The following is a 23,675-nucleotide window of genomic DNA, read 5'->3' on the forward strand; positions in this document are numbered from 1 at the left end:
CTTGATTTTCTTATAATAAATGAGGATCAATGTCCTTTTTCTTTCATGATTTTGTTTAATCTTTTCAACATGGAAAGTCCTAAAAGTGTGGCAAATATCAATAAAGCGAAATTCACGAGGAAATAATTCATCTTGTTGTCGTAGCTATACCAAGTACTTGCTAAAATTCCTGAAAGTTTATTTCCAACGGAGTTTGCCAAGAAGAAACCTCCCATCATTAAAGCGGTAATTCTCGCAGGAGAAAGTTTGGAAACGAATGAAAGTCCCATCGGTGAAAGACAAAGTTCACCCACTGTGATTACTCCGTAACTTGCAACCAGCCACCATGGTGAAACTTTTACAGCGCCGTTATCTCCAGCCCAAACTGCCAAAACCATTACTAAACACGATAGCCCTGAAATGAAAAGCCCCAAAACTATTTTTGTTGGTGTTAAAGGTTCTTTTCCTTTTCGTCTTAAAAGTGCCCAAAATCCTACAACAACCGGCGTTAAAGCAATTACCCAAAACGGATTGATGGATTGAAATAATTCAGTATTGTATAAATAAGTTTTAGATTCTGGATTTTTTTCTAATGCTACGCGTTGTTCAGGAGAAATATTTTTAAAATAAACATCTTTTCCCTGAACTTTTATTGTATTTCCATCTTTATCTTTTTGAGACTGGAATTGATCGTCGTAGACAGGAACTTCTTTGTCTTCATAGCTTTTTCCATCAACCATATAAATTCCTTCCAAAGGTTTTTCTAATGATGCTGGAACACTTCTATCTGTGTAATAATTTGCCCATCTTGTCAATGCTGTTCCGTTTTGTTTGAAAACTGCCCAGAAAAACATACTGATCATGAAGACTGATAATAAAGCTCCGATAGATGATTTTTCTTCCGGTTTTGCTTTAAAATAAAGAGAAGCGTAAAAATAAATAACAGGAATACATGCAAAAATAAAGGCATCCGTATTATCACTTCCAAAAATATTTCCCGGAATTACCCAACCGATTGCTCCTGCAATAATGGCAGGTAAGAAAACTTTAAGCATAATTTCAGAAAGCTTGGTATCTCCTTCCTGTACAGGCTTCATTTGAGCCGCATGAATGTAATGTTTTCTACCAATGGTAAAAATCACCATACCAATCAACATTCCAACTCCGGCAGTGATGAAAGCTTCACCCCAACCGAATTTATTTCGCATAAACGCTGCAATAATGTTGCAAATAAATGCTCCGATATTGATTCCCATGTAAAAAATATTGTATCCGGAGTCTTTATTCGCTTTATAAGGTTCTTCAGAATACAAATTACCCAGCAATGTTGAAATTGTTGGTTTAAAGAAACCGTTTCCGATGATAATTAATGCTAATGAGCAGTAAAATAAAGTAAGATCTTTGAAAACACCCATTCCAATATATCCGGCTGCCATTAAAACTCCTCCAAGATAAATAGATTTAATATAGCCTAAAACTCTGTCCGCCAAAAATCCACCGATGAAAGGGGTTAAATAAGTCAAAGCGATATAAGTTCCGAAAATATCATCTGCTGTTTTGTCGGGAAGTCCAAGACCACCTTTTAAACCTGTTGGTTCGATTACATACAACACAAAAATTCCGAGAATCAAATAATACCCGAAACGTTCCCACATTTCCGTAAAGAAGAGGAAAGGCAATCCCTTAGGATGTTTAGTCTTCATAGTTGATAAATTTCAAATTTCACAAATATAGAATTTTAAAAATAATAATCGAATTTTATTAACTTTGGCTTAAACAAAGATGAAAAATACATTGCAAGATTTAGAACAAAATATAAAAACACTTCCGGAAAATTTTTATGGACAAGTGAACGATTTTATTGATTTTTTAAAGCATAAACATTTTAAAGAAAAACAATATAAAGCTTCTGAATGGGAAGATGAAGACACAAAAAGGATGAAGTATGCACAAGATTATCCTCAAAGTCTTTCCACATCTGATGATGATTTAGAAGTTGGAGATTAAATATATCCAGTTTTTCGCTTTTTAAAATTCAGAATAATAGAAAATAAAAAATCCGAATCTAAAAAAATAGATTCGGATTTTTTTTATGTTTAAATTTTACTTGAAATTACAAATTCTCCAAAATAAAATCAGTCATTTTCTGATACAGTTGCGGTCTTGTCTGTCCACCATAAATGCCGTGGTTTTTATCTGGATATGCCATAAAATCAAACTGTTTTTTGTTTTGAATCAAAGCTTCCGAGAATTCCATAGAATTTTGGAAATGTACGTTGTCATCGGCAGTTCCGTGAATTAAAAGAAATTTTCCTTTCAATAAATTCGCATATTCAGTAGGAGAGTTTTTGTCGTATCCATCAGGATTTTCCTGTGGTGTTCTCATGAATCTTTCCGTATAAACCGAATCATAATACCTCCAGTTTGTAACCGGTGCTACAGCGATTCCCATTTTGAAAACGTCGGCACCTTTTGTCATTGCTAAGCTCGTCATATAACCTCCGAAACTCCATCCGAACATTCCGATTCTTGATTTGTCGATGTATGATTGATTTCCGAACCATTTTGCAGCCGCAATCTGATCTTCAATTTCATATTTTCCTAAATTCATGTACGTTACTTTCTTGAATTTAGCACCTTTGTAACCCGTTCCGCGTCCGTCAACACAAGCTACGATGTAACCTTTTTGTGCTAACATTTCAAACCAGATTCCGTTTCCGTTGTCCCAAGAATTCGCCACTTGCTGAGAACCCGGACCAGAATATTGGAACATGAACAATGGATATTTTTTGTTTTTATCAAAGTTTTTAGGCTTAATAATCCAGGCATTCATCTGATCTCCTGCTTCATTTGGAATGGTGATGAATTCTTTTTCAGTGAAATTGTCAGCTTTTAATTTTTGAAGCTGCGCATCATTATTTTGAAGTTCTTTTACCACTTTACCGTTTCCGTCTTTTAAAACATAAGTGTAAGGTTTTGAAGCCGTAGAAGATGTTTCAATGAAATAATTATAGTTTTTGCTGAAATTTGCAGAATTATTTCCTTCTGTATTTGAAATCAGCTGAGTTTTTCCGTTTTCGATATTTACTTTAGAAACCACTTTATTGATGCTTCCTTTTTCAGTAGTCTGAACGTAAATTTCTTTTGATTTTGGATTAAATCCATAGTAATCAGTTACTTCCCAGTTTCCTTTCGTAACCTGTTTTTTCAGTTTTCCGTCTTTGTCGTACCAATATAAATGACGGTTTCCGTCTCTTTCGGAACCCCAAAGGAAAGAATTATCCTCTAAAAACTCCAAAGTCGGGCTGTCTGTATCGATCCATTTATCGTCTGTTTCAGTGAATAATTTCTGAACAGCTCCCGTTTTTGTATTCACTTTTAAAACATCAGAAGCGTTTTGAATTCTGTCTGAAGTAATCAAAACAATTTCGTCCGCTTTTGCCGTCTGAATAACATTCGGAATATAATAATGTTTAAAACTGTCTAAATTAACTTTTGTTTTTTTGCCATCGCTCAACTGATAAATATGAGCCGAAGCCACAGAGTTTTTTTCTCCGGCTTTCGGATATTTATAACGCATTTCACTTGGATAAAGCGTTTTCCCGTAAATAGGAATATAGATTTCCGGAACTTCTGTTTCGTCAAGTTTTACAAAAAGAATGGCATCCGAATTTTTTGTCCATTCATATAATCTTGCGTGTCCGAATTCTTCTTCGTAAACCCAGTCTGCAAGACCATTTAAAATTTTATTTTTTACGCCATGTTCCGTAACCTGCGTAATTTTTCCTGAATTTAAATCCTGATAAAAAATATTATTATCAACAATGAAAGCTACTTTTGTAGCATCCGGAGAAAATCTTGGTTCCTGAACAGGTTTTCCTTCATTTAAACTTACTGTTTTTCCGGATTTTAGGTCTTTTACATCATAAGTTCCTAAAAACGAGTGTCTGTAAATAGGCTGACTGTCTTTCAGCAACAAAATTTTAGACTCATCATCAGAAAATTCATAGCTCTGGAATTGTCCGTCCACAAGATTTCCTTCTTTTTGAGAAGTTTTGTAAGAGTATTTTGCAATTCCGCCTTGTTCGATCACTAAATAATTTTCACCGTTTTTCATGGAAGTGATTCCGGCAATGCCCTTTCCACGGTAATATCCTGAATATATTTTATCTAAAGTAATTTCCTGTGCCGATACACTTTGAAATGCAGCAGCAATAGTTAGAGTTAATAAGAATTTTTTCATTTCTAATTTTAAAGGATTCAAATATAATAATTTTATAAATGGTAAAAAAAGCATTTTAAATCAGCCCCTTTGGCAAAAGAATTGAATATCATTAAAATATAATCAAATCAATAATAATTATGGAAACGAATGCTTTTAACCAAAAACTGAACCGATATGTTTTAGACAATCAGATCATATATACAGGATTTTCAAGTTTTAAAGATGCGGAAGAATGTGCACAGAAAAAAGGAGGAGAATTGGTGGAAGTAGGATTTAAGGACGGAAATGACAATCCTGAAATTTGTAAAGACTGTGATCTAATAGAAAAAAAGCTTCATTATTATGTAGACGCAGGACCGGAGTATAAATTTATCCATTCGTCTGACCCCGGATTCAGAAAATATGCTGATGAATTGCAAAAAATAAAAGCAAAACTTCAGCAGTCTCCACCGGATGAAAGATATATTGCCAATTTTGAAATTGAAAATGCGGAAGACCCTATTGTAGTTATTAAAAATGATCATTTTGAATCGGTAACTTCAAGAGAACGTTCCAAATATCTGAAACATGCCCATGTGTATGAAATCGGAGTTTCTTTACCCAAATCTTAAAATAATAATATCATGAGCAAAACAAAATATTCAGACAAAGCTCAGGACAAAGTAGGAAAAGTAATGCACGAATTCAAAGAAGGAAAGTTGAAATCTTCTTCCGGAGAAAAAGTGACAAGCAGAAAGCAGGCAGTGGCGATTGGTATTTCTGAAGCAAGAGAAAAAGGTCTTAAAGTACCTAAAAAGAAAAAAGATTAACCTAAAAATAAAAATCGGCTTGAAGTTTTTCAAGCCGATTTTTTTATTTTATAACGATTGTAATATTTGCGTCAGTTCGGGTAATTTTCGAAATGAAATGTAGAAAATATATCGAGAACTTTTAATTTTAGTAAATTTCTTGATACGTTTTTTCAAAATCTACTTGAAATGACGGAATGAATGAAACTTAAGTTATTTGCATTTTTAGCCAAAAATTACCCATTATAATTGTAAAGCACCTTATAATATTCATCCGCCATTCTATCACTATTGAACTGATCTTTCACGTCATTCATAGAATTGTGCTGAATTTTTCTCCATTGATCGGGCTTGTCATAATACGTTGGAAGAATCTCATTTTCAAGAATTTCGTAAAGGGTATCTAAATCGTGATTATCCTGCTCGTAAATACTCATGTTCATGTAATCTGCTTTGGGTACAACGAAAGAATTTTCGCCGTGTTTTGCAAATTCAGGGATCCATCCGTCGTCTGTGGAAAGGTTGATCGATCCGTTCATTGCAGCTGTCATTCCTGAGGTTCCAGATGCTTCTCTCGGAACTCTTGGGTTGTTTAACCAAAGATCTGAACCTTGTTTTAAAGATTTGCTTAAAGACAATTCATATCCTGTAAGAACCGCCATGTTTTTGTGATTTTTACTTTCTTCAACCAAAGAATTGAAAGTAGAAATCGCAGAATAATCCATAGGATAAGGTTTTCCTGCCCAGATAATTTGTACCGGATATTTTGGATTATTTAATAATTTATAAAATCTTTCTTTATCGTGTAAAAGAAGATCGGCACGCTTGTAACCTGCAAATCTTCTCGCCCAGACGATCGTGAAAACATTCGGATTAAATAAATTTCCCGTCTGGTCTGCTACAATTTTGAACAATCTTTTCTTTAAATATTTCTTGCGGTAATCGAATAAAGTTTCGTTGTGTTCATCTTTAGCGTTATATAGCGCTTTGTCTGCCCAATATTTGAATTCCTGAGCATTGGTAATGGAAGTAATTTCGCAAATTCCCGGATATTTGCTCCACATTGCTCTGGACACCACCCCATGAAGCTGAGAAACTCCATTCGCTACTTTTGCCATTTTCAGAGCACAAAGTGAATGATTGAAACGGTCATCATCAGAACCTTCAATACTTTTCACATCTTCCATGCTGAATCCGGAAAAATAAGACATATCATAGCAAAGCCTTAAATTATGCTTTTCATTTCCGGCTTCCTCTGGCGTATGGGTGGTAAAAACCAGTTTTTCTTTCACTCGGTTTAAATCTCCATTGTATTTTTTCAGCAAATGGAAAGCTGCGGGAAGTCCGTGGGCCTCATTTAAATGATAAACATCTCTTTCAATGTTCATTTCATCCAGCAATTGTGCACCCCCTTTTCCTAATAAAATATATTGCGCCAGTTTTGTAGATTCATTCGCATCATATAATTTATGGCAAATTGTTTTTGAAACATGGTCGTTTTCAGGAACGTCTGTGGAAAGAAAAAACATCGGAGCCGTATTGAAAATTTCAGGATCCAGGTACCAGACTTTCACCCAAACCGGTGCGCTGTGGATTTCGATCTGAAATTTTATGCCCGTATCTTCAAGGAAACTGTACATTTTTCTTGTCCAGGTTGGCTGCAGGGTCTGGTCATGATTTCTCGCCTGATCATAATAGCCGAACTTCCATAAAATCCCGATCCCGATAAGATCCTGTTTAAGGTTATAAGCACTTCTCATGTGAGAACCTGCCAGAAAACCCAGCCCTCCGGAATATATTTTCAGTACCTGCTCAATGGCAAATTCCATTGAAAAATAGGCAACTTTTTTAGAATATTGAGGATTTACACTAAAAGGTATTTTAAAGTTTTTAAAATCCATATAACAGTTTATAAATGAAGAAGCAAAGGTATTAATTATGAAAATAAACCTTACATTAATTATTTTATAATTTAACATTAAATGTTTATTTTGAATGCTTTTTTTCTTTACCTTTAATAGGTAAATTTTTGATAATCAAAACTTCAGGGTACGAAACCGGAAGTTTTATGTGTCCCATAACAATTAAATAATAAGCACATGAAAAAGGCATTTTCTGATGAAGATTTAATTAAAAATCTGAGCTTATATTATCTGAACCGACATTTGAAAAAAAAGCCGATAGAAAAATATCATCGCAAAATCGACGAATCTCCGCTTCATGATCGCGAAAAATATAAAAAGAAAGCCGAGATTTTACTTCTTAATTCTTTTATGCATCATTTCCCCGAAGTTAAGTTTGAAGATTTAACCTGTGAAAGCCCCGACTTTATTGCAAAATTAAATGATAAGAAAATCGGAATCGAGCTTACCGAAGTGATCAATCATCTGGAAATGAAAAAGGTGGAAAGCAATCTTAACAAAATTTTTCGTCAGGCAGAAATATTATTGGAACAGGAAGACACTACGAAATATCGTGGTGTTTATTTTTTAGAATTCCATTCCAATATCAAGCTGGATTCACTGGAACATCAGCAGGAAATTATTTTGAATATTTACAAAAGCATAAAAAAAGGAAAACCCGTCGGAAACGTAAAAAGTATCAGGAAATCTTTTCACAGGAGAAATGTTTTCATTACTCATGAATACAATATGAATCTTTTTGATGAGCTATGCTCGGAGAAAATTTTAGAATTGATCGAAAAGAAGAATGAAAAATTTCCTTATTATGATACCTCAGTTGACGAGTGTTGGCTGGTTATTGTTTCCGATATGAATTCCATAGCTTCAAGATATACCTTCATTCAGGATAAAGAGCATTTGCAAGAGGTGAAAAGCCCATTCCATAAGATTTTTCACTTAGAAAATCTTTGCGGAAATATTACTAGTATTAAATAGTTGTTGTAAAAATCATATTGTTTTTCAATTTGGATTGAATTATTTCTGTTAATGTGGTTGTTTTTGGTTTGAATTGTTTATATTTGATAGACAACAAATTACATCACTTAATTAATAACCAAATTAACGGGATATGAAAAAAACTTTACTACTTTTCTTTCTGCTTATTTCTCGTACTTTTTTTGCTCAGGAAGACTGTGTTACTGCGCTTACTGTATGTGGAAATTCGAATATAACTTACTCTCCGACAGGGATCGGGGCTATTGATGAAAATTTAGGAGGATGCATGACATCCGGAGAACACAATTCTATCTGGTATAAGTTTACGATTGCTACAGGAGGAACACTTACTTTTGATCTGGTTCCTACAGATCCTGAAGCGGATTACGACTGGGCAATTTATGGTCCCAATGTAAGCTGTGGAAGCCTTGGATCTCCGATACGCTGTAATGCGGCAACTGTACTTGGGGTAGGTGCTTCCACCGGATTGAATATGACGAGTACTATTCTAAGTGCGGCAGGAGGCTCACTTACCCCTTACTGCAAATATATGGATGTACTGCCGGGGCAGACCTATTATTTATACATCGATAACTGGGTAGATATTTTTAATCCGACAACGGCTCCATTCTCGTTAACATGGGGAGGAACAGCAACGTTGGCTTCACCATTTACGGATCCTACGATTCAGACTCATCCTTTTAATGCTCCCGGAGTTCCTGCTGCAAACCCTGCAGATCCAAGAGAGATTATTGTCTGCGAAAATCCTATGGTTTTTGATTTCAGTACTTTATCTTCGGGTATTCTGAACGGAAATGCTAATTTTCAGATAAGCTATCATACTTCTCAGAATGAAGCTCTTTCAGGAGCAAATCCTATTCTGACTCCAATTACTGTAAATACAACGAGTATTTATTATTTTAGTGTACATTATCAGGATCCTACGAATCCTACAAATCCGATTAATTCATGCCGACAGATAGGTGCTTTTAAATTTAAGTACGGAAATATTTCAGGAACTAACGTTACCCTTTATAGCTGTAATAACAACAATGCCGGAGTAGGAACATTTGATCTTACCTCTGCAGCAGTGTTTGCAGATCCTTTGGCAACGAAGAAATATTATAATACTTTAGGTGATCTGAATGCGGGAATTAATGAAATAACCAATTATACAGCATTTGTATCTGCTGAAGGAACGGTTTATGTAAAGATTACATCACAATATGGTTGTAGTGCAATTGCTATTATTACTTTGAAATTTCATCCGGTAGTAGTTGTTACGGAAGCAACGCTGAGGTCTTGTTTTATTGAATCGAATCCGTCGACAGGCCTATTTAATTTATCCACAGCTGCGGTAACCTCACAAACAGCGATAAAAAAATATTATCCTTCTTTGCTGGATGCAACCAACGGAACCAATGAAATTTTGGGCTTTACAGATTATATTGCTCCAAACGGTGTAATTTTTATTAAAGTTATCAATGGAAATGGCTGTTATGCTATCGCAAAAGTTAATTTAATAGTCATACCTCCTGTTTACTCAAGTATTTTGGAAGATAAAATAATTTGTATGGAAGACAGAACGACATTGGATGCAGGCCCTGGGTTCACAAGTTACCAGTGGAGTACAGGGGCAACAACACAGTCCATCAATAATGTAGGGGTTGGCACATATTGGGTGAAATTAAAAACAGGACAGTGTATTACCACACAAACCGTAAAAGTTTATGCTTCCGAACAGCCTGTGATTTCAGATATTGATATTACCAATAATTCATTTACTGTAAATGTTGCGGGAGGAACCGGACCTTACAAGTATTCAATTGACGGAATTAATTGGCAGGATTCTAATGTATTTACCAACATTCCAAGAGGGGACTGCCAGGTTTTTATAAAAGATATTTATGACTGCGATCCTATTCATATCACGATTGTTGTTCCGAATTTAGTGAATGTCATCACTCCGAACGGAGACGGAATTAATGATGTGATCGATTATTCGGCGTTGGGAAGCAAACAGAATCTTATTTTCAATATTTTTGACAGATATGGAACGAAAATTTTCCAGGCAGATAAATTCAGTAATTACAAATGGGACGGAACGATTACCGGTAAAAAGGTTCCTACAGGAACGTATTGGTATTCCGTATCGTGGAATGAAAACGATAAAAAGAATACCTTATTCAAATATTCCGGTTGGGTAATGGTGAAAAACAGGGAATAATTTTTATAATTTAAATAGAAAGACCGTCGCAATTGTGGCGGTTTTTATTTTATGAAATTTCTTAACTTAGATATTCAAATTTAGATCATGAAGGATTTATTTATTAAACGTTTTGAATACTACAAAATGCTCGGTGACAAATCATTTGAGCAGATTTCAGACGAACAGGTTTTTTGGCAGTTCAATAAAGAAAGTAATTCTATTGCTATTATCGTGAAACATATTGCAGGAAATATGCTTTCGAGATGGACGAATTTTTTGACCGAAGATGGCGAAAAGTCCTGGCGAAACCGCGATGAAGAATTTATTGATACTTTTCAAACGAAAGATGAGGTCTTAGAATATTGGGAACAAGGCTGGAAATGTCTTTTTACTGCCTTGAATCAGATTAATGATGAGAATTTATATTCAACCATTTATATAAGAAACGAACCGCATTCTGTAATTGATGCTGTTTTCCGGCAGTTGGCGCATTATCCTTATCACATCGGACAAATGGTTTACATTGCAAAAATGATGAAAAATGACAACTGGAAAACACTTTCTATTGCCAGAAATAAATCTCAGGATTTTAATTCTGAAATGAAAAATAAATTTTCAGAAAATGCTGCCGACACAAACTCTTCTCCGGTCTGTTATCAAAACAGTACGGAAGTTAGAGATGAATTTAAGCAATAGACTGAATCAATTTATAATTCATATTAAAATTGTTATCTTTGCACCCACAAAATTCAGAATCAATAAATGTCTCAATTTCACAGAACTGCCGCATTTCATACTCTTGGCTGCAAATTAAATTTTGCAGAAACATCTACTATTGCCCGTCAATTAACAGATGCTGGTTATGAGAAGGTAAGCTTTGATGAAAAAGCAAATGTATATGTGATCAACACCTGTTCGGTAACAGAAAATGCAGACCGTGAGTGTAAACTTCACGTGAAAAGAGCTATGAAAGCCAATCCTGAAGGTTTGGTGGTGATCGTTGGATGCTATGCTCAGTTGAAACCTGAAGAAATTTCACAAATTGAAGGTGTCGATCTGGTTTTGGGAGCCAAAGAGAAATTTAATATTCTGAGTTATCTTGATGATTTGGAAAAGTCTGAAAATGAAGGTACTGTCCATTCGTGTGAAATTGAAGAAACTGATTTTTTTATCGGAAGTTATTCAATTGGTGACAGAACCAGAGCTTTTTTGAAAGTTCAGGATGGCTGTGATTATAAATGTACCTATTGTACGATTCCTTTAGCAAGAGGGATTTCCCGTTCCGATACCATCGAAAATGTGTTGAAAAATGCCAAAGAAATTGCGGCAAAAGATATCAAAGAAATTGTTTTGACAGGTGTAAACATAGGCGATTACGGAAAAGGTGAATTTGGGAACAAAAGACATGAGCATACTTTTTTAGATTTAATTTCTGAATTAGACCAAGTTGAAGGAATTGAAAGGATCCGTATTTCTTCAATTGAGCCGAATCTTTTGAAAGATGAAAGCATCGAATTGGTTTCTAAAAGCAAGAGTTTTGTTCCGCATTTCCATATTCCGTTGCAATCGGGGAGTGATGATTTATTGAAAAAAATGAAACGTCGTTATTTGACTAAATTATATAACGACAGAGTTAATAAAATCCGTGAGGTAATGCCGCATGCCGCGATTGGAGTTGATGTAATCGTTGGTTTTCCCGGCGAAACCGAGGAACTGTTTATGGAAACTTATAATTTTATTAATGAGCTTCCCATCACTTATCTCCACGTTTTCACCTATTCTGAAAGAGAAAATACGGAAGCTGTCGGAATGGATGGTGTTGTTCCGATTCCTGAAAGAAAAAAACGTAACAAAATGCTAAGAATTTTATCTGAAAAGAAAAAGATGGCATTTTACCAGACCCAGCTTGGAAAAACACTTCCTGTACTTTGGGAGCACGAAAATAAAGACGGCAAAATGTTTGGCTTCACAGAGAACTATGTGAGGGTTCAGAAACATTTTGATGAGGCTTCTGTCAATCAGATCGAGTTTTTAAAGCTTGAAAAAATTGAAGCTGATGGAACAGTTTCTGTCATGAATTCTTTTGAAAGCTTTTTGGAAAAGATTTAATATTCTTTTAATCAAAAATAATGTAAGCATTGCTATTATAGTGATGCTTTTTTTGGCTTAGTTAAAATGAAATTGAAAATCATAATATTTAAACTAAAAATAACTTCTTTCATTGGTGTTTTTGATGTTTTTCAAGCTGTAGATATCAATTTAAATTTTTTAACTTTGATAAAATTCAAAAGGATATGAGAGATAAATTTTTGCTTTGGGGAGCTGTTGTTTTAGTTGTTGCCTGGGCTGTTGCTTTTTTAATAAAAGCGGATTGGTGGATTCCTGTTTTACTTACCATTGTTTATGCTGTCGGTATTTACAATGTCACACAGTCGAAACATGCCATTTTGAGAAACTTTCCTGTTTTGGGGTATTTCAGATACTTTTTTGAAAGTATTTCCCCGGAAATGCAGCAGTATTTCATTGAAAGAGAAACTGATGGCAAGCCTTTTCCGAGAAATCAAAGATCAGCAGTTTACAGACGGGCTAAAAATCTGAGTGATACTGTGCCTTTTGGAACCCAGCTTGAAGTTAATCACAGAAAATATGAAGGAATTAAACATTCCATTTACGCAAAATCTCCGATGGAGGAGCTTCCACGAGTTTGGGTAGGAGGTGAGCAATGTTCACAGCCTTATCATGCTTCATTATTTAATATTTCGGCAATGAGTTTTGGGGCTTTAAGTGACAGAGCTCAAATTTCTTTGAACAGAGGCGCTAAAAAAGGTAATTTTTATCATAATACCGGTGAAGGAGGGATTTCTCCGCACCATCTTGAGGGAGGAGATCTTTGCTGGCAGATCGGAACAGGATATTTCGGATGCCGTGATGAAGAAGGGAAATTTAACCCTGAATTATTTAAGAAATATTCTACCATGCCGAACGTAAAAATGGTTGAAATTAAATTATCCCAAGGAGCAAAACCTGGTCATGGCGGAGTTCTACCGGCTGTTAAAAATACTCCTGAGATTGCAAAAATCCGTCACGTCACTCCGGGAATGACAATTATTTCACCGCCTTCCCATACTTCTTTTTCGGATGCGGCGGGGTTATTAAAGTTTGTACAGCAATTAAGAGAACTTTCAGGAGGTAAGCCTGTCGGTTTTAAATTATGTATCGGAGACACCAAAGAGTTTGAAGATATCTGTGTGCAGATGAATGTTTTAAAGATCTATCCGGATTTCATTACAATCGACGGAGCAGAAGGAGGAACCGGAGCAGCGCCACCGGAATTTTCTGACGGTGTGGGAATGCCTTTAGAGCCAGCTTTGATTTTTGTGAACAGAACGCTTAAAAATTATAATTTAAGAGAAAAATTAAGAGTGATTGCCAGCGGAAAAGTATTAACGAGTCTTGATATTTTAAGAGCCGTAGCCATGGGAGCGGATATGTGTAATAATGCTCGAGGATTTATGTTTTCTTTGGGTTGTATTCAGGCTTTAAGATGTAATTCTAATAATTGCCCGACGGGAGTGGCAACGCAGGATAGAATGTTAATTAAAGGGCTTGATGTAACGGATAAAGCAGAGAGAGTATATCATTTCCATAAAAATACGCTTCATACCTGTAATGAATTGATTGCAGCAGCCGGAAGAAGTTCATACGAAGAGGTAGACGCCACAATGTTTATGAGAGGAGATGAATTTGATCATCTGTCGGATCTGTATTTTCCGGATATTTTGGGAAATGTAAAACAGCAGAAAGCTAAATATTAAATAAATAAAAAAACGCTTCAAATTAAATTTGAAGCGTTTTTTTATTTATTGTTCACCAGAAGGTCTTGGGTTTGCTTTGTATATTTGGAAATTAAAAACAAAAGAAACATTCTTTAAAGAATAGCTTGATGAATAAGGGAAGTGCGAATCCCTTGCAAAAGCCGCTCTTGAAGGTACGATAATTACCCCTTGTAAATTGTAAGGATCACCATCTGCCATATTCTCAAAACCTTTGAAATATTTTAATCCTTCCTGAAGACCTTCAATTTCGTAATAGCTTCTTTGCTTGGCTGCATCTGAATTATTAGTATTATTTAAGACAGCATCTTTTACATAATAAAACATGGGGTCAGTAACAGGAGATCCGTCTCCATTGATTGTATTTATTATATTTCCGATTGATGAAAAAGCAACATTCCCATCTGTACTCGTAGCAATGTAGCCAGTAGCTCTCATCATGGTTCTGATTTGAGTTGCATTATTTCCAGCAGATGAATTAGTTTCCAAAGTTACTCCCGGATTGGGTTGCGCATCATCTCTTTTAATATAGATAACCCCGGAAGATAGTGTTTCATGAGGTAACTGAGACAATTTTTTATAATTATCATCAGTAGTATCAGAAGCACTAAATGCTTTTATATTTCCTTGAACATCCAGATAATTCTCATCCATAAACTTCTGAATTGCCTGATCATCATAAGAGTTTCTTACAGCAATATCATCGGGTTCCACGAAAGTTGCTACGTCCTCATCATCCTTTTTACAAGCAGTGAAACAAAGAGATCCCGCAAGGATATATAAAAATATTTTTTTCATTTTTCAAAAAACTTTAATTACTTTACAAATAATATAACGACAAAAGTATAAAAAAATATGAGAATAGATAAATTTTTATGGAGCATTCGTTTTTATAAGACCAGAACCATTGCTACTGAGGAGATTAAAAAGAACAGAGTTTCCATTGGTGAGTCGGTTGTGAAGTCTTCTAAAGAGGTAAAGGAGGGTGATGTGATTAAGATCCGTAAAAATCAGATTGATTATAAAATTAAAGTAATCCAGATCCCGAAAAGCAGGATAGGAGCGAAGTTAGTTCCACTTCATATAAAAGATGTGACCGACAAAGAACAGTACGAATTGCTGAAAATGCGTAAAATGTCTCAGGATTATTACAGAAACAAAGGAGAAGGAAGGCCCACTAAAAAAGACAGAAGAGAAATGGATGACTATGTTGAAAATGACATAGCATCAGATTTCACAGATTGGGATGACTTCTTTGGAGAAGCCGGCGACGATTCTGAAACGGAAGATTAAAATTTCATTAACTCAACAAAAAAGCTCTAATAATAGAGCTTTTCTATTATTTCATTGGCAATCACTTCAGGTTCTCTGGCATCAGTTGCTACTGTAAACTGTGCTTTACTGTAAAAAGCATTTCTTTCAAACAGATGTTTGGCAATGAATTCAGGAAGATCTTCATCCGGAATATTAGCAATTAATGGTCTTTTTTCTTTTTGTTTGGAAATTCTTTCTGCTAAAGTGGGAATGGATGTTCTTAAAAAAACACTTTTAGAATTATTATTAATAATTTCCATGTTGTTATAATAAGCAGGGGTTCCCCCTCCAAGACTTAAAATCAGATTTTCTTCCGTTGCCAGAATTTCCTCCAACGTTTCTCTTTCCAGCTTTCTAAAGTAGATTTCTCCCTTTTTCTCGAAGATTTCAGGGACTGTTAATTTATTTCTCCGCGAAATCTCTTTATCAAGGTCAATTAATTTAAAATTAAGTTTATCGCTTAATATTTTGGAAATGTGAGATTTGCCACTTCCCATGTATCCGACTAGTGAAATTATCATGAATTTTTTTTAAACAAATTTGCAAAAAAGTTTTGAGATAACGAAAAAACTCCTATCTTTGCACCACTAAAAATGAGAGACATTATCACAGTGTTTATCGTTGATTAAGTGGCCGACTCGGTAGCTCAGCTGGTAGAGCAATACACTTTTAATGTATGGGTCCTGGGTTCGAATCCCAGCCGGGTCACTAAGCAAGAAAAGTTACTTGATTTTTGTAATTTTTATTGCCTGCGTGGTGAAATTGGTAGACACGCCATCTTGAGGGGGTGGTTTCCTAAGGATGTGCTGGTTCGAGTCCAGTCGCAGGCACAGTGCAGAAAAATTGAAATAATTGTAATGAGATTTAAAATTTAATTTTATATTTATCATTATCAATTGTGGCCGACTCGGTAGCTCAGCTGGTAGAGCAATACACTTTTAATGTATGGGTCCTGGGTTCGAATCCCAGCCGGGTCACAAGTTTACTGAAAAGTAAATTTTTTTCATATTAATATTTTGTGATTTGGTGTTTCAAGGGCTTCCTAAAGAAGCCTTTGATTTTTAAAAATAAATTTTGCAACTACGAAAAAAATCGTATATTTGCACCGCTTAAAAAACGAAATCGTTTATAAGTGACCGACTCGGTAGCTCAGCTGGTAGAGCAATACACTTTTAATGTATGGGTCCTGGGTTCGAATCCCAGCCGGGTCACAAGTTTACTGAAAAGTAAATTTTTTTCATATTAATATTTTGTGATTTGGTGTTTCAAAGGCTTCGTAAGAAGCCTTTGATTTTTTATATACCTCATAATTCTATTTTCTTAAATCAATCCGAAATAAAAACGAAATTTTGGAATTCAATAAATAGAAAAAGATTGTAAATTAGCATCATTATTTGTGGAAATCTGTTTATCCGCGGGAATAAAATAAATTCAATATTTTATACTTATTTCTTCTATCTATATTTACACTTGAGCTTTTGTTATTTAAAATAGAATAAAAAAAGCGTCACTCAAAAAGCAACGCGTATTCATTAATTTTAAGGCTAAATCTTCAAATCTCAACTTTAATCTAAATGCATATTGTCAATCAACCTCACTCCGTCAACGACAACGACAATGAATGCTCTGAAATTTCTGTCTTTATAGAAAAATTCTGTTTCTTTTAGCGTTTCTTCGTCCGCAATGAGAAAATATTCCAGTTGCATTCCTTTTTGGTGATCAAAAATATCCTGCACTTTTTCTTTGATTTCAGAAACAGTGATTACACGGAACCAATCATTTACTTTTCTTAATGTTTCATAAATAACTTTTGAAGCTTCTCTTCTGTCTTCTTGAAGCCTTTGATTTCTCGAACTTAAGGCTAACCCATTTTCTGCTCTGTAAATTGCAACTCCTTTTATATTAATTAAGAGTTTTTTCTTTTCAACCATTTTTTTAATAATGGCCAATTGTTGAAAATCTTTTTCACCAAAATACGCATTGTCAGGTTTTACCTGATTGAAAAGCTCTTCCACTACCGTTCCTACACCATCAAAATGTCCTGGTCTGGATTTTCCTTCCATCTCATTTTCCAGTCCGTCGAAATCGTAGTGGTGACTTTCCGTTTTTTCAGGATAGATATCGGTAACTTCAGGGATGTAAACAGCATCTACCAAACCGGATTTTTCAAGAATCAAAATGTCTCTGTTGATATCTCTCGGGTACTTTTCCAGATCTTCCGGATTGTTGAATTGAGTGGGATTAACAAAAATTGATGAGACAACAAGGTCATTTTCTTCTCTTGCCGCTTTATATAGTGATAAATGGCCATTATGAAGGGCTCCCATTGTAGGAGCAAAACCTATCTTTTTACCCATTTCTTTCTGTCTTTCAATGAAATCCTGAAGAACTTTTTTACTTTTTAGAACTTCCATAATTTATTTTAATAGTATTTCAAAAATACTAAAAATATCATATAATTATTGTAAAATTTAATGTTGTTTTAGCGATTTTGGAAGCCTAATTATCGTAAAAAAATGTTAATTAAATTAATGTTGGATGTTTTTTCGTAATTTTGCACATTAAAGCATTTATACAAAAATTAGATAGAAGTTTATGCCGAATCAAAAAATACTGTACATTACTACAGAGATGTATCCATATCAGGAAGATACAAATATGGCTGCAGTTGTAAACAAAATGGCACTTAAGATGCACCAAGAAGGCAATGATGTAAGAGTTTTTATGCCAAGATTTGGACAAATAAGTGAAAGGAAATTCCAGCTTCATGAGGTCATCCGCCTTTCAGGGATGAATATTATCATTAACGATCTAGATCAGCCTCTGATTATTAAAGTAGCTTCTCTTCCGGGGGAAAGACTTCAGGTTTACTTTATAGATAATGAAGAATACTTCAAAAGAAAGCAGTATTATTTGGATGATGAAGGGCAGCCTTTCAGTGATAACGACGAAAGAGGGATCTTCTTTGCAAGAGGAGTAATAGAAACGATCAAGAAGCTTAATTGGGTTCCGGATGTAATTCATTTAAATGGATGGATGTCTTCTTTTGTTCCGATTTATTTAAAAACATACTACGAATCTGATACTTATTTCAAAGACGCAAAAATTGTTCTTTCATTATACAATGAGAAGGATGCATCGTTTGCCTCTAATATTGCTGAAAAACTTCAGTTTGATAATATTTCGGGATTAAAAGCGTTAGAAAATCCAACAGTAAAAACTTTTGTTGCAGAAAGTATGAACTATGTGGATATGGTAGTAAAGGGAGATGAGTTTCTGGATGAAGATTTGGATAAAGCCTTCAACGAAACGTCTACTCCAAAATCGGAATATCTTGACGTAGATTCTATAAATCAACTTTATTAAAAACACATTTTTAATGATCCATACTATTAAAAAAGCGATCACCGTATTTTCTCTGGTGGTTTTTGGAAGTGTATTACTTTATAACTGTGAGCCAGATCCGGATTCATTGGGAGAGCAGTTGTTTTTGGATGGTGCTGCACAGGGGAATGAGGAGTCCTTTGATGTTACGGCCTTTAATATTAATAATAATGATAGTATTAGAAGTGATGCATCCAAATTAGGGCTTGCCACTTTAGGTACTTTTAATGAAACTCAGTTTGGTAAACAAAAAGCATCGTATTTTACCCAATTAAGATTAGCGACATACGATCCTGATTTTGGAAAAAATCCAACTATTGATTCAGTTGTTTTGGTTATTAAACCAACTTATGTATCTGACTCTTTAACACCGAATACGATAGATGACGGTTTTACCTTTACAACAGCTACAGATGCTAATGTAAATGCTAAGAAAGTTGTGAATACATACCCAATTAATAAGTATGGAAGAGCCAAAATAGGTTCTACAACCGCTCCGTTTAATATTCAGGTACATGTAGTTGAGGATTTCTTAAAAGGTGCTTCAGATGTTGCGTACTCTAATACGGCATATAATGTTGGTAGTTTGTTGGGTGAAAAGAGCCTTAATGGAAATGTTAGCTCTGTAGCAATTACTAAAGATGAGGATGGAAGTGCTTTATTTACTGCTTCTACTCCTGGAATTAGAATTAAGCTGGATAATGATTATTTTAAATCTAAGATTATTGATTATCAGGATAAACCAGAATTACAGGATGCTTCAAACTTTATTAGACATTTTAAAGGCTTAAGATTATCTGCTACTCAGGATGACGGGTATTTGATACAATTTAATCCAAACGATTTGGAATTAATCATGTATTACAAATATGATAATACAGCTGTAACTCCAAACACGAGACCACAAGCAACTTACACATTTGCTTTAGGTTCTGCTAATACGCATATTGGACGTTATGAATATGTGAGATCTCAAGCATTTTATGATTATGTTAATGCACCAGTTGGTACTGAGGGACATGAAAAATTATTTTTGCAAGGGATGGGAGGCCCTTCAATTGGAGTTAAAATTCCTGAGCCAACTTTGACAGATCTTAAGAAATTATATAGTGAAAAGAAAGCTGCTATTATAGGTGCGAAAATCAGAATTTTCACGGATAAGACTTTATGGAATAATAATTTACCTAAACCGACGGCATTTGCTATTGTTCAAAGAGACAAAGAACAGCCTACGGATCCTAAGGAAACAACTACATTTACAACGGATCTCACCACTTTAATTGGATCCAATAACTTTGCTATTTACAAACCTTACAATTTGGATAAAGAGCAAGCATATTATGATTTTACTGTCACACAATCTATAAAAGAGCTTGTGGAAGGAAAGAATGGAGTAGACGTAAGTAATGTTGATAAGTATTTTAAAATTGATATGGGAAGCTTCTTGTCAAATAGTCAGACTGGTTCTTTAGTAGGTGTTAATTATACTGCAAGGGCTTATGCAAGAGATAGAGCTGTTTTTGTCGGTTCAAAAACAACAATTCCAAAAGATCCAAATAGAGTACAACTACTAGTAACTTACGGAACAAAATAAAACTTAAAAAACACTTAGAAAAATATGTGCGGAATTGTAGGATATACAGGTTTTCAGGACGCTTATGATGTAGTAATCAACGGGCTTAGAAGACTGGAATATAGGGGGTATGACAGTGCTGGAATTGTTCTGGAAGATACCAACAACAAACTTGAAGTTGAAAAAACAAAAGGAAAAGTTGAAGATCTTGTCAATATCTCAAGCCAATTGAAAGGAAAGGCAAAAATCGGTATGGGCCATACGCGTTGGGCGACTCATGGAGTTCCGAGCGACAGAAATTCACACCCGCATTTGTCTAATAATGATAAAATTGCAATCATTCATAATGGTATTATCGAAAATTATGATACTATTAAAACGATGCTTACTGAAAAAGGATTTACTTTCAAATCTGAGACAGACACTGAAGTTTTGGTAAATTTAATCCAATATTTCATGGATCTTAATTCGGAAACGGATTTTCCGACGGCGGTAAGATTTGCTCTTAATGAAGTGTACGGAGCTTATGCAATTACCGTAATGCATGAAGATTATCCCGGAGTGTTGGTAGTGGGAAGATTAGGTTCTCCTTTAGCTATCGGTATTGGTGATAAAGAATATTTTATTGCCTCTGATGCATCGCCTTTCGTAGAATTTACAAAAGAAGCAATTTACTTGGAAGAAGGTCACATGGCTACCATTTCATTGGAAAACGGTGTAGACATCAGAACAATCAATGATAATTCTAAAATTGTGCCTGAAATTCAGGAACTGAAACTGAGCTTAGAGCAGATTGAAAAAGGAGGATATGAGCATTTTATGTTGAAGGAAATTTTCGAGCAGCCAAAATCAGTTCACGATACAATGAGAGGAAGACTTCTTGTAGATGAAGGAGTTATCAAAATGGCGGGAATCTGGGATCATATTGAAAGATTCAAAAATGCAAACAGAATTATCATCATCGCTTGCGGAACTTCTTGGCATGCAGGGCTTATCGGCGAATATTTAATTGAAGAATATGCAAGAATTCCGGTTGAAGTAGAATATGCTTCAGAGTTCAGATACAGAAACCCTATTATTACTGATAAAGATGTGGTTATCGCAATTTCTCAATCCGGAGAAACGGCAGATACAATGGCCGCATTAAAATTAGCTAAGGAAAAAGGAGCATTCATCTATGGAATCTGTAATGTTGTAGATTCTTCTATAGCAAGAATTACAGATGCCGGATCTTATACACACGCCGGCCCTGAAATCGGGGTAGCTTCTACGAAAGCATTCACGGCACAGCTTACAATTCTTACATTAATTGCCTTTAAATTAGGTAAACATAACGGAAACTTAGGAAATGCAGATTTCATGAGTTTAATTGCTGAATTGGATGCTATTCCTAAAAGAATTGAAGACGTTTTGAGCTCTACCCACGAATTAGTACAGAATATTGCCAAAGACTTTGTAGGGGCTACAAACTTCTTGTATTTAGGAAGAGGGTACAATTACCCGGCAGCTCTTGAGGGTGCGTTAAAATTAAAAGAAATCTCTTATATTCATGCTGAAGGATATCCTGCTGCAGAAATGAAGCACGGTCCGATTGCTTTAATTGATGAAAATATGCCTATCGTTATCATTGCCCCTAAAAAAGGACATTATGATAAGATTGTAAGCAATGTTCAGGAAATTAAGGCCAGAAAAGGAAAAATTATTGCTGTTGTTAATAGAGGAGATACGCAGGTAAGCGCTATGGCAGATTATGTTATTGAAATTCCGGAAACGTCAGAATGCTTCTCACCAATCGTTGCATCAGTACCTTTACAGCTTTTAGCGTACTATATTGCTGTGTATAGAGGTGCCAATGTAGACCAGCCGAGAAACCTTGCAAAATCTGTAACCGTGGAATAAAAATTACTTGTAAATAAAATAAATTTAGATTTATTCCGTTATTTCAAAAAAAATCTTAAAAGTTTCTTAAAAAAATTATATATTTACGGCTTAATTATAAAAATTAACATGAAAAGGATATTTCTTTTATTATTGTCTGCGTCGGTAGCATCGGTATCTTGTTCAGGTGGGGGATCATCTTCAGTGGGAAAACCCGGAACAAAAGGAGAATTGATACCTAGAGAAAAAACAAAATCATTTGTTGCAGAAAGACCATTCGGAATGGTTGCAATTCCTGGAGGGTCATTTGTAGCTGGGTTAACAGATCAGGATTTCACGAATAATCCTGAAAAAGCTCAGGCGAAAACTGTTACTGTTTCTTCTTTCTTCATGGATGAAGCAGAAACTACAAATGCAGAATACAGAGTATTTATCAATTATGTAAGAGATTCTATTGCGAGAACTTTACTTGCTGAAGCTGCCGGAGAAGGTGGTGAAGGGAAAGGTAGAGGTACAAGCATTGGAGATTATGCTTACCTTGCTCAGAAAGAAGAGAATTTAACACCATATCAGGAATATTTAGAAGCACAGGGAGGTGGAGAAGAAGCTAGCTTTGATCCAACTAAAAAAATTGACTGGAAAGTTCCATTACACTGGACTACAGGAAAATATCCTGATGTAGAATACGCAGAAGTTTTAGAATCTATGTATTTACCGGCTTCTTCCAGAATTGGTAATGAAAGAATCCTTGATGTTAGTAAACTGAAATACACATACAGATGGGGAGATATGGATGTGGCTTTGGCTGAAAAAGAAAGAGGTGTAAACTATCTTAGAAGCGAAAGTATTGCAATCTATCCTGATACAACAGTATGGGTAAAAGATTTCCACCATGCTTATAACGAGCCATTGTTTGAACAGTATTTCTGGCACAAAGCTTACAAAGATTATCCTGTAGTAGGGGTAACTTGGGATCAGGCTAGAGCGTATTGTAATTTCAGAACTAAATTAAAGTCTGACTATAACGAAAGCTTAAAAAGAAAGAAACAAAAACCATTGATCTTCAGACTTCCTACAGAATTCGAATGGGAATATGCTGCAAGAGGTGGAAAACAAAATGCTACTTACCCTTGGGGTGGTCCTTATTTAATGGATGACAGAGGTTGCTACCTGGCAAACTTTAAACCGAAGAGAGGTAATTACATGGAAGATGATAAAAAAGGTACTTATACATATACTGCTCCAGTAAAGAAATTTAAGAAAAATGGATTTGGGTTATTTGATATGGCTGGAAACGTTTCTGAATGGACAGAATCTGCTTATAACAACTCTTCATACGGGTTCTCATCCACTCTAAACCCTTCTACAAAAAACAAGGCTGATACTCAGAAGTCTGTAAGAGGTGGTTCTTGGAAAGATGTAGGATATATGTTGATGACAGGTGTAAGAGATTCAGAAAGAAAAGACTCTGCAAGAAGTTATATCGGATTCAGAACTGTACAGGATATTCCTGAAGCTGCTGTTAAGCCAAGAAATGTAAACAGATAATCAAACCCTTATTTTCATAACAATTTTATTTAACATTAAAAAAAACT

The 23,675-nt window shown here is 35.0% G+C and carries 19 protein-coding genes and 4 tRNA genes; 17 read left to right on the top strand and 6 right to left on the bottom strand.

The genetic code is table 11. From position 1 onward, the window contains the following. Window positions 1-26: 26 nt before the first annotated feature. On the bottom strand, window positions 27-1,682 hold the full coding sequence (locus BUA89_RS11960; RefSeq protein WP_072957842.1) for a peptide MFS transporter: 1,656 nt from the start codon (window positions 1,680-1,682) through the stop codon (window positions 27-29). A gap of 79 nt (window positions 1,683-1,761) precedes the next feature. Here BUA89_RS11960 and BUA89_RS11965 point away from each other — a divergent pair, with 79 nt between their 5' ends. After that, on the top strand, window positions 1,762-1,986 hold the full coding sequence (locus BUA89_RS11965; RefSeq protein WP_072957845.1) for a DUF2281 domain-containing protein: 225 nt from the start codon (window positions 1,762-1,764) through the stop codon (window positions 1,984-1,986). 106 nt (window positions 1,987-2,092) lie between these two features. Here the strand turns inward: BUA89_RS11965 and BUA89_RS11970 are convergent, their stop codons facing one another. After that, entirely contained in the window at window positions 2,093-4,222 is a 2,130-nt protein-coding gene (locus BUA89_RS11970) for a S9 family peptidase (protein WP_072958006.1), read from the bottom strand. A 119-nt stretch (window positions 4,223-4,341) separates the two neighbouring features. Between BUA89_RS11970 and BUA89_RS11975 the strand changes: the two genes are divergently transcribed. Together BUA89_RS11975 and BUA89_RS11980 are read left to right on the top strand one after the other, a co-directional pair. After that, window positions 4,342-4,815 carry a hypothetical protein gene (locus BUA89_RS11975; protein ID WP_072957849.1) on the top strand — a complete coding sequence of 158 codons (474 nt, stop codon included), beginning with the start codon at window positions 4,342-4,344 and terminating at the stop codon, window positions 4,813-4,815. 12 nt (window positions 4,816-4,827) lie between these two features. After that, on the top strand, window positions 4,828-5,013 hold the full coding sequence (locus tag BUA89_RS11980; protein ID WP_072957851.1) for a DUF6496 domain-containing protein: 186 nt from the start codon (window positions 4,828-4,830) through the stop codon (window positions 5,011-5,013). Between the two features lie 215 nt (window positions 5,014-5,228). On the opposite strand, the gene glgP is transcribed toward BUA89_RS11980, so the two are convergent. Next, entirely contained in the window at window positions 5,229-6,893 is a 1,665-nt protein-coding gene (glgP, locus tag BUA89_RS11985; protein ID WP_072957855.1) for an alpha-glucan family phosphorylase, read from the bottom strand. 198 nt (window positions 6,894-7,091) lie between these two features. Between glgP and BUA89_RS11990 the strand changes: the two genes are divergently transcribed. From BUA89_RS11990 to BUA89_RS12010, 5 genes are all read left to right on the top strand, one after another. Further along, window positions 7,092-7,889, top strand: coding sequence for a hypothetical protein (locus tag BUA89_RS11990; RefSeq protein WP_072957858.1), 798 nt, complete (start codon window positions 7,092-7,094; stop codon window positions 7,887-7,889). 133 nt (window positions 7,890-8,022) lie between these two features. Continuing rightward, the gene (locus BUA89_RS11995; protein WP_072957861.1) at window positions 8,023-10,116 is read left to right on the top strand and encodes a T9SS type B sorting domain-containing protein; all 2,094 of its coding nucleotides are present in this window, start codon (window positions 8,023-8,025) and stop codon (window positions 10,114-10,116) included. 87 nt (window positions 10,117-10,203) lie between these two features. Further along, a complete protein-coding gene (locus BUA89_RS12000; protein WP_072957864.1) occupies window positions 10,204-10,794 on the top strand; it encodes a DUF1572 family protein in 591 nt (196 codons plus the stop codon). A 66-nt stretch (window positions 10,795-10,860) separates the two neighbouring features. Then, entirely contained in the window at window positions 10,861-12,207 is a 1,347-nt protein-coding gene (gene mtaB / locus BUA89_RS12005; RefSeq protein ID WP_072957867.1) for a tRNA (N(6)-L-threonylcarbamoyladenosine(37)-C(2))-methylthiotransferase MtaB, read from the top strand. Window positions 12,208-12,392: 185 nt separating this feature from the next. Then, window positions 12,393-13,913 (top strand): FMN-binding glutamate synthase family protein, encoded by a 1,521-nt coding sequence (locus tag BUA89_RS12010; protein WP_072957870.1) that lies wholly within the window; start codon window positions 12,393-12,395, stop codon window positions 13,911-13,913. Window positions 13,914-13,958: 45 nt separating this feature from the next. Here BUA89_RS12010 and BUA89_RS12015 read toward each other — a convergent pair whose 3' ends face one another. Further along, window positions 13,959-14,729: a hypothetical protein gene (locus BUA89_RS12015; RefSeq protein ID WP_072957873.1), complete on the bottom strand. Its 771-nt coding sequence runs from the start codon at window positions 14,727-14,729 to the stop codon at window positions 13,959-13,961. Window positions 14,730-14,786: 57 nt separating this feature from the next. Here BUA89_RS12015 and BUA89_RS12020 point away from each other — a divergent pair, with 57 nt between their 5' ends. Further along, entirely contained in the window at window positions 14,787-15,224 is a 438-nt protein-coding gene (locus BUA89_RS12020; RefSeq protein ID WP_072957876.1) for an RNA-binding S4 domain-containing protein, read from the top strand. A gap of 26 nt (window positions 15,225-15,250) precedes the next feature. Here the strand turns inward: BUA89_RS12020 and BUA89_RS12025 are convergent, their stop codons facing one another. Beyond that, window positions 15,251-15,766: a shikimate kinase gene (locus BUA89_RS12025; RefSeq protein WP_072957879.1), complete on the bottom strand. Its 516-nt coding sequence runs from the start codon at window positions 15,764-15,766 to the stop codon at window positions 15,251-15,253. A 114-nt stretch (window positions 15,767-15,880) separates the two neighbouring features. On the opposite strand from BUA89_RS12025, the gene BUA89_RS12030 reads away from it, so the two are divergent. From BUA89_RS12030 to BUA89_RS12045, 4 genes are all read left to right on the top strand, one after another. After that, window positions 15,881-15,953 (top strand) — tRNA-Lys (locus tag BUA89_RS12030). A gap of 39 nt (window positions 15,954-15,992) precedes the next feature. Next, window positions 15,993-16,075 (top strand) — tRNA-Leu (locus tag BUA89_RS12035). Window positions 16,076-16,149: 74 nt separating this feature from the next. Further along, window positions 16,150-16,222 (top strand) — tRNA-Lys (locus tag BUA89_RS12040). 161 nt (window positions 16,223-16,383) lie between these two features. Next, window positions 16,384-16,456: transfer RNA gene (locus tag BUA89_RS12045), tRNA-Lys, on the top strand. Between the two features lie 354 nt (window positions 16,457-16,810). Here BUA89_RS12045 and panC read toward each other — a convergent pair. Then, window positions 16,811-17,659 carry a pantoate--beta-alanine ligase gene (gene panC, locus BUA89_RS12050; RefSeq protein ID WP_072957881.1) on the bottom strand — a complete coding sequence of 283 codons (849 nt, stop codon included), beginning with the start codon at window positions 17,657-17,659 and terminating at the stop codon, window positions 16,811-16,813. A 181-nt stretch (window positions 17,660-17,840) separates the two neighbouring features. On the opposite strand from panC, the gene BUA89_RS12055 reads away from it, so the two are divergent. The 4 genes from BUA89_RS12055 to porK all read left to right on the top strand — a co-directional run bounded on the left by BUA89_RS12055 (window position 17,841) and on the right by porK (window position 23,628). After that, window positions 17,841-18,611: a glycogen/starch synthase gene (locus BUA89_RS12055; protein WP_072957884.1), complete on the top strand. Its 771-nt coding sequence runs from the start codon at window positions 17,841-17,843 to the stop codon at window positions 18,609-18,611. Between the two features lie 13 nt (window positions 18,612-18,624). Continuing rightward, window positions 18,625-20,223 (top strand): DUF4270 family protein, encoded by a 1,599-nt coding sequence (locus BUA89_RS12060; RefSeq protein ID WP_072957887.1) that lies wholly within the window; start codon window positions 18,625-18,627, stop codon window positions 20,221-20,223. Window positions 20,224-20,247: 24 nt separating this feature from the next. After that, the gene (glmS, locus tag BUA89_RS12065; protein WP_072957891.1) at window positions 20,248-22,101 is read left to right on the top strand and encodes a glutamine--fructose-6-phosphate transaminase (isomerizing); all 1,854 of its coding nucleotides are present in this window, start codon (window positions 20,248-20,250) and stop codon (window positions 22,099-22,101) included. Between the two features lie 108 nt (window positions 22,102-22,209). Next, the gene (gene porK / locus BUA89_RS12070; protein WP_072957894.1) at window positions 22,210-23,628 is read left to right on the top strand and encodes a T9SS ring complex lipoprotein PorK/GldK; all 1,419 of its coding nucleotides are present in this window, start codon (window positions 22,210-22,212) and stop codon (window positions 23,626-23,628) included. The last annotated feature ends 47 nt before the right edge of the window (window positions 23,629-23,675 follow it).

The organism is Chryseobacterium arachidis, from assembly GCF_900129245.1.
Classification (GTDB): domain Bacteria; phylum Bacteroidota; class Bacteroidia; order Flavobacteriales; family Weeksellaceae; genus Chryseobacterium; species Chryseobacterium arachidis.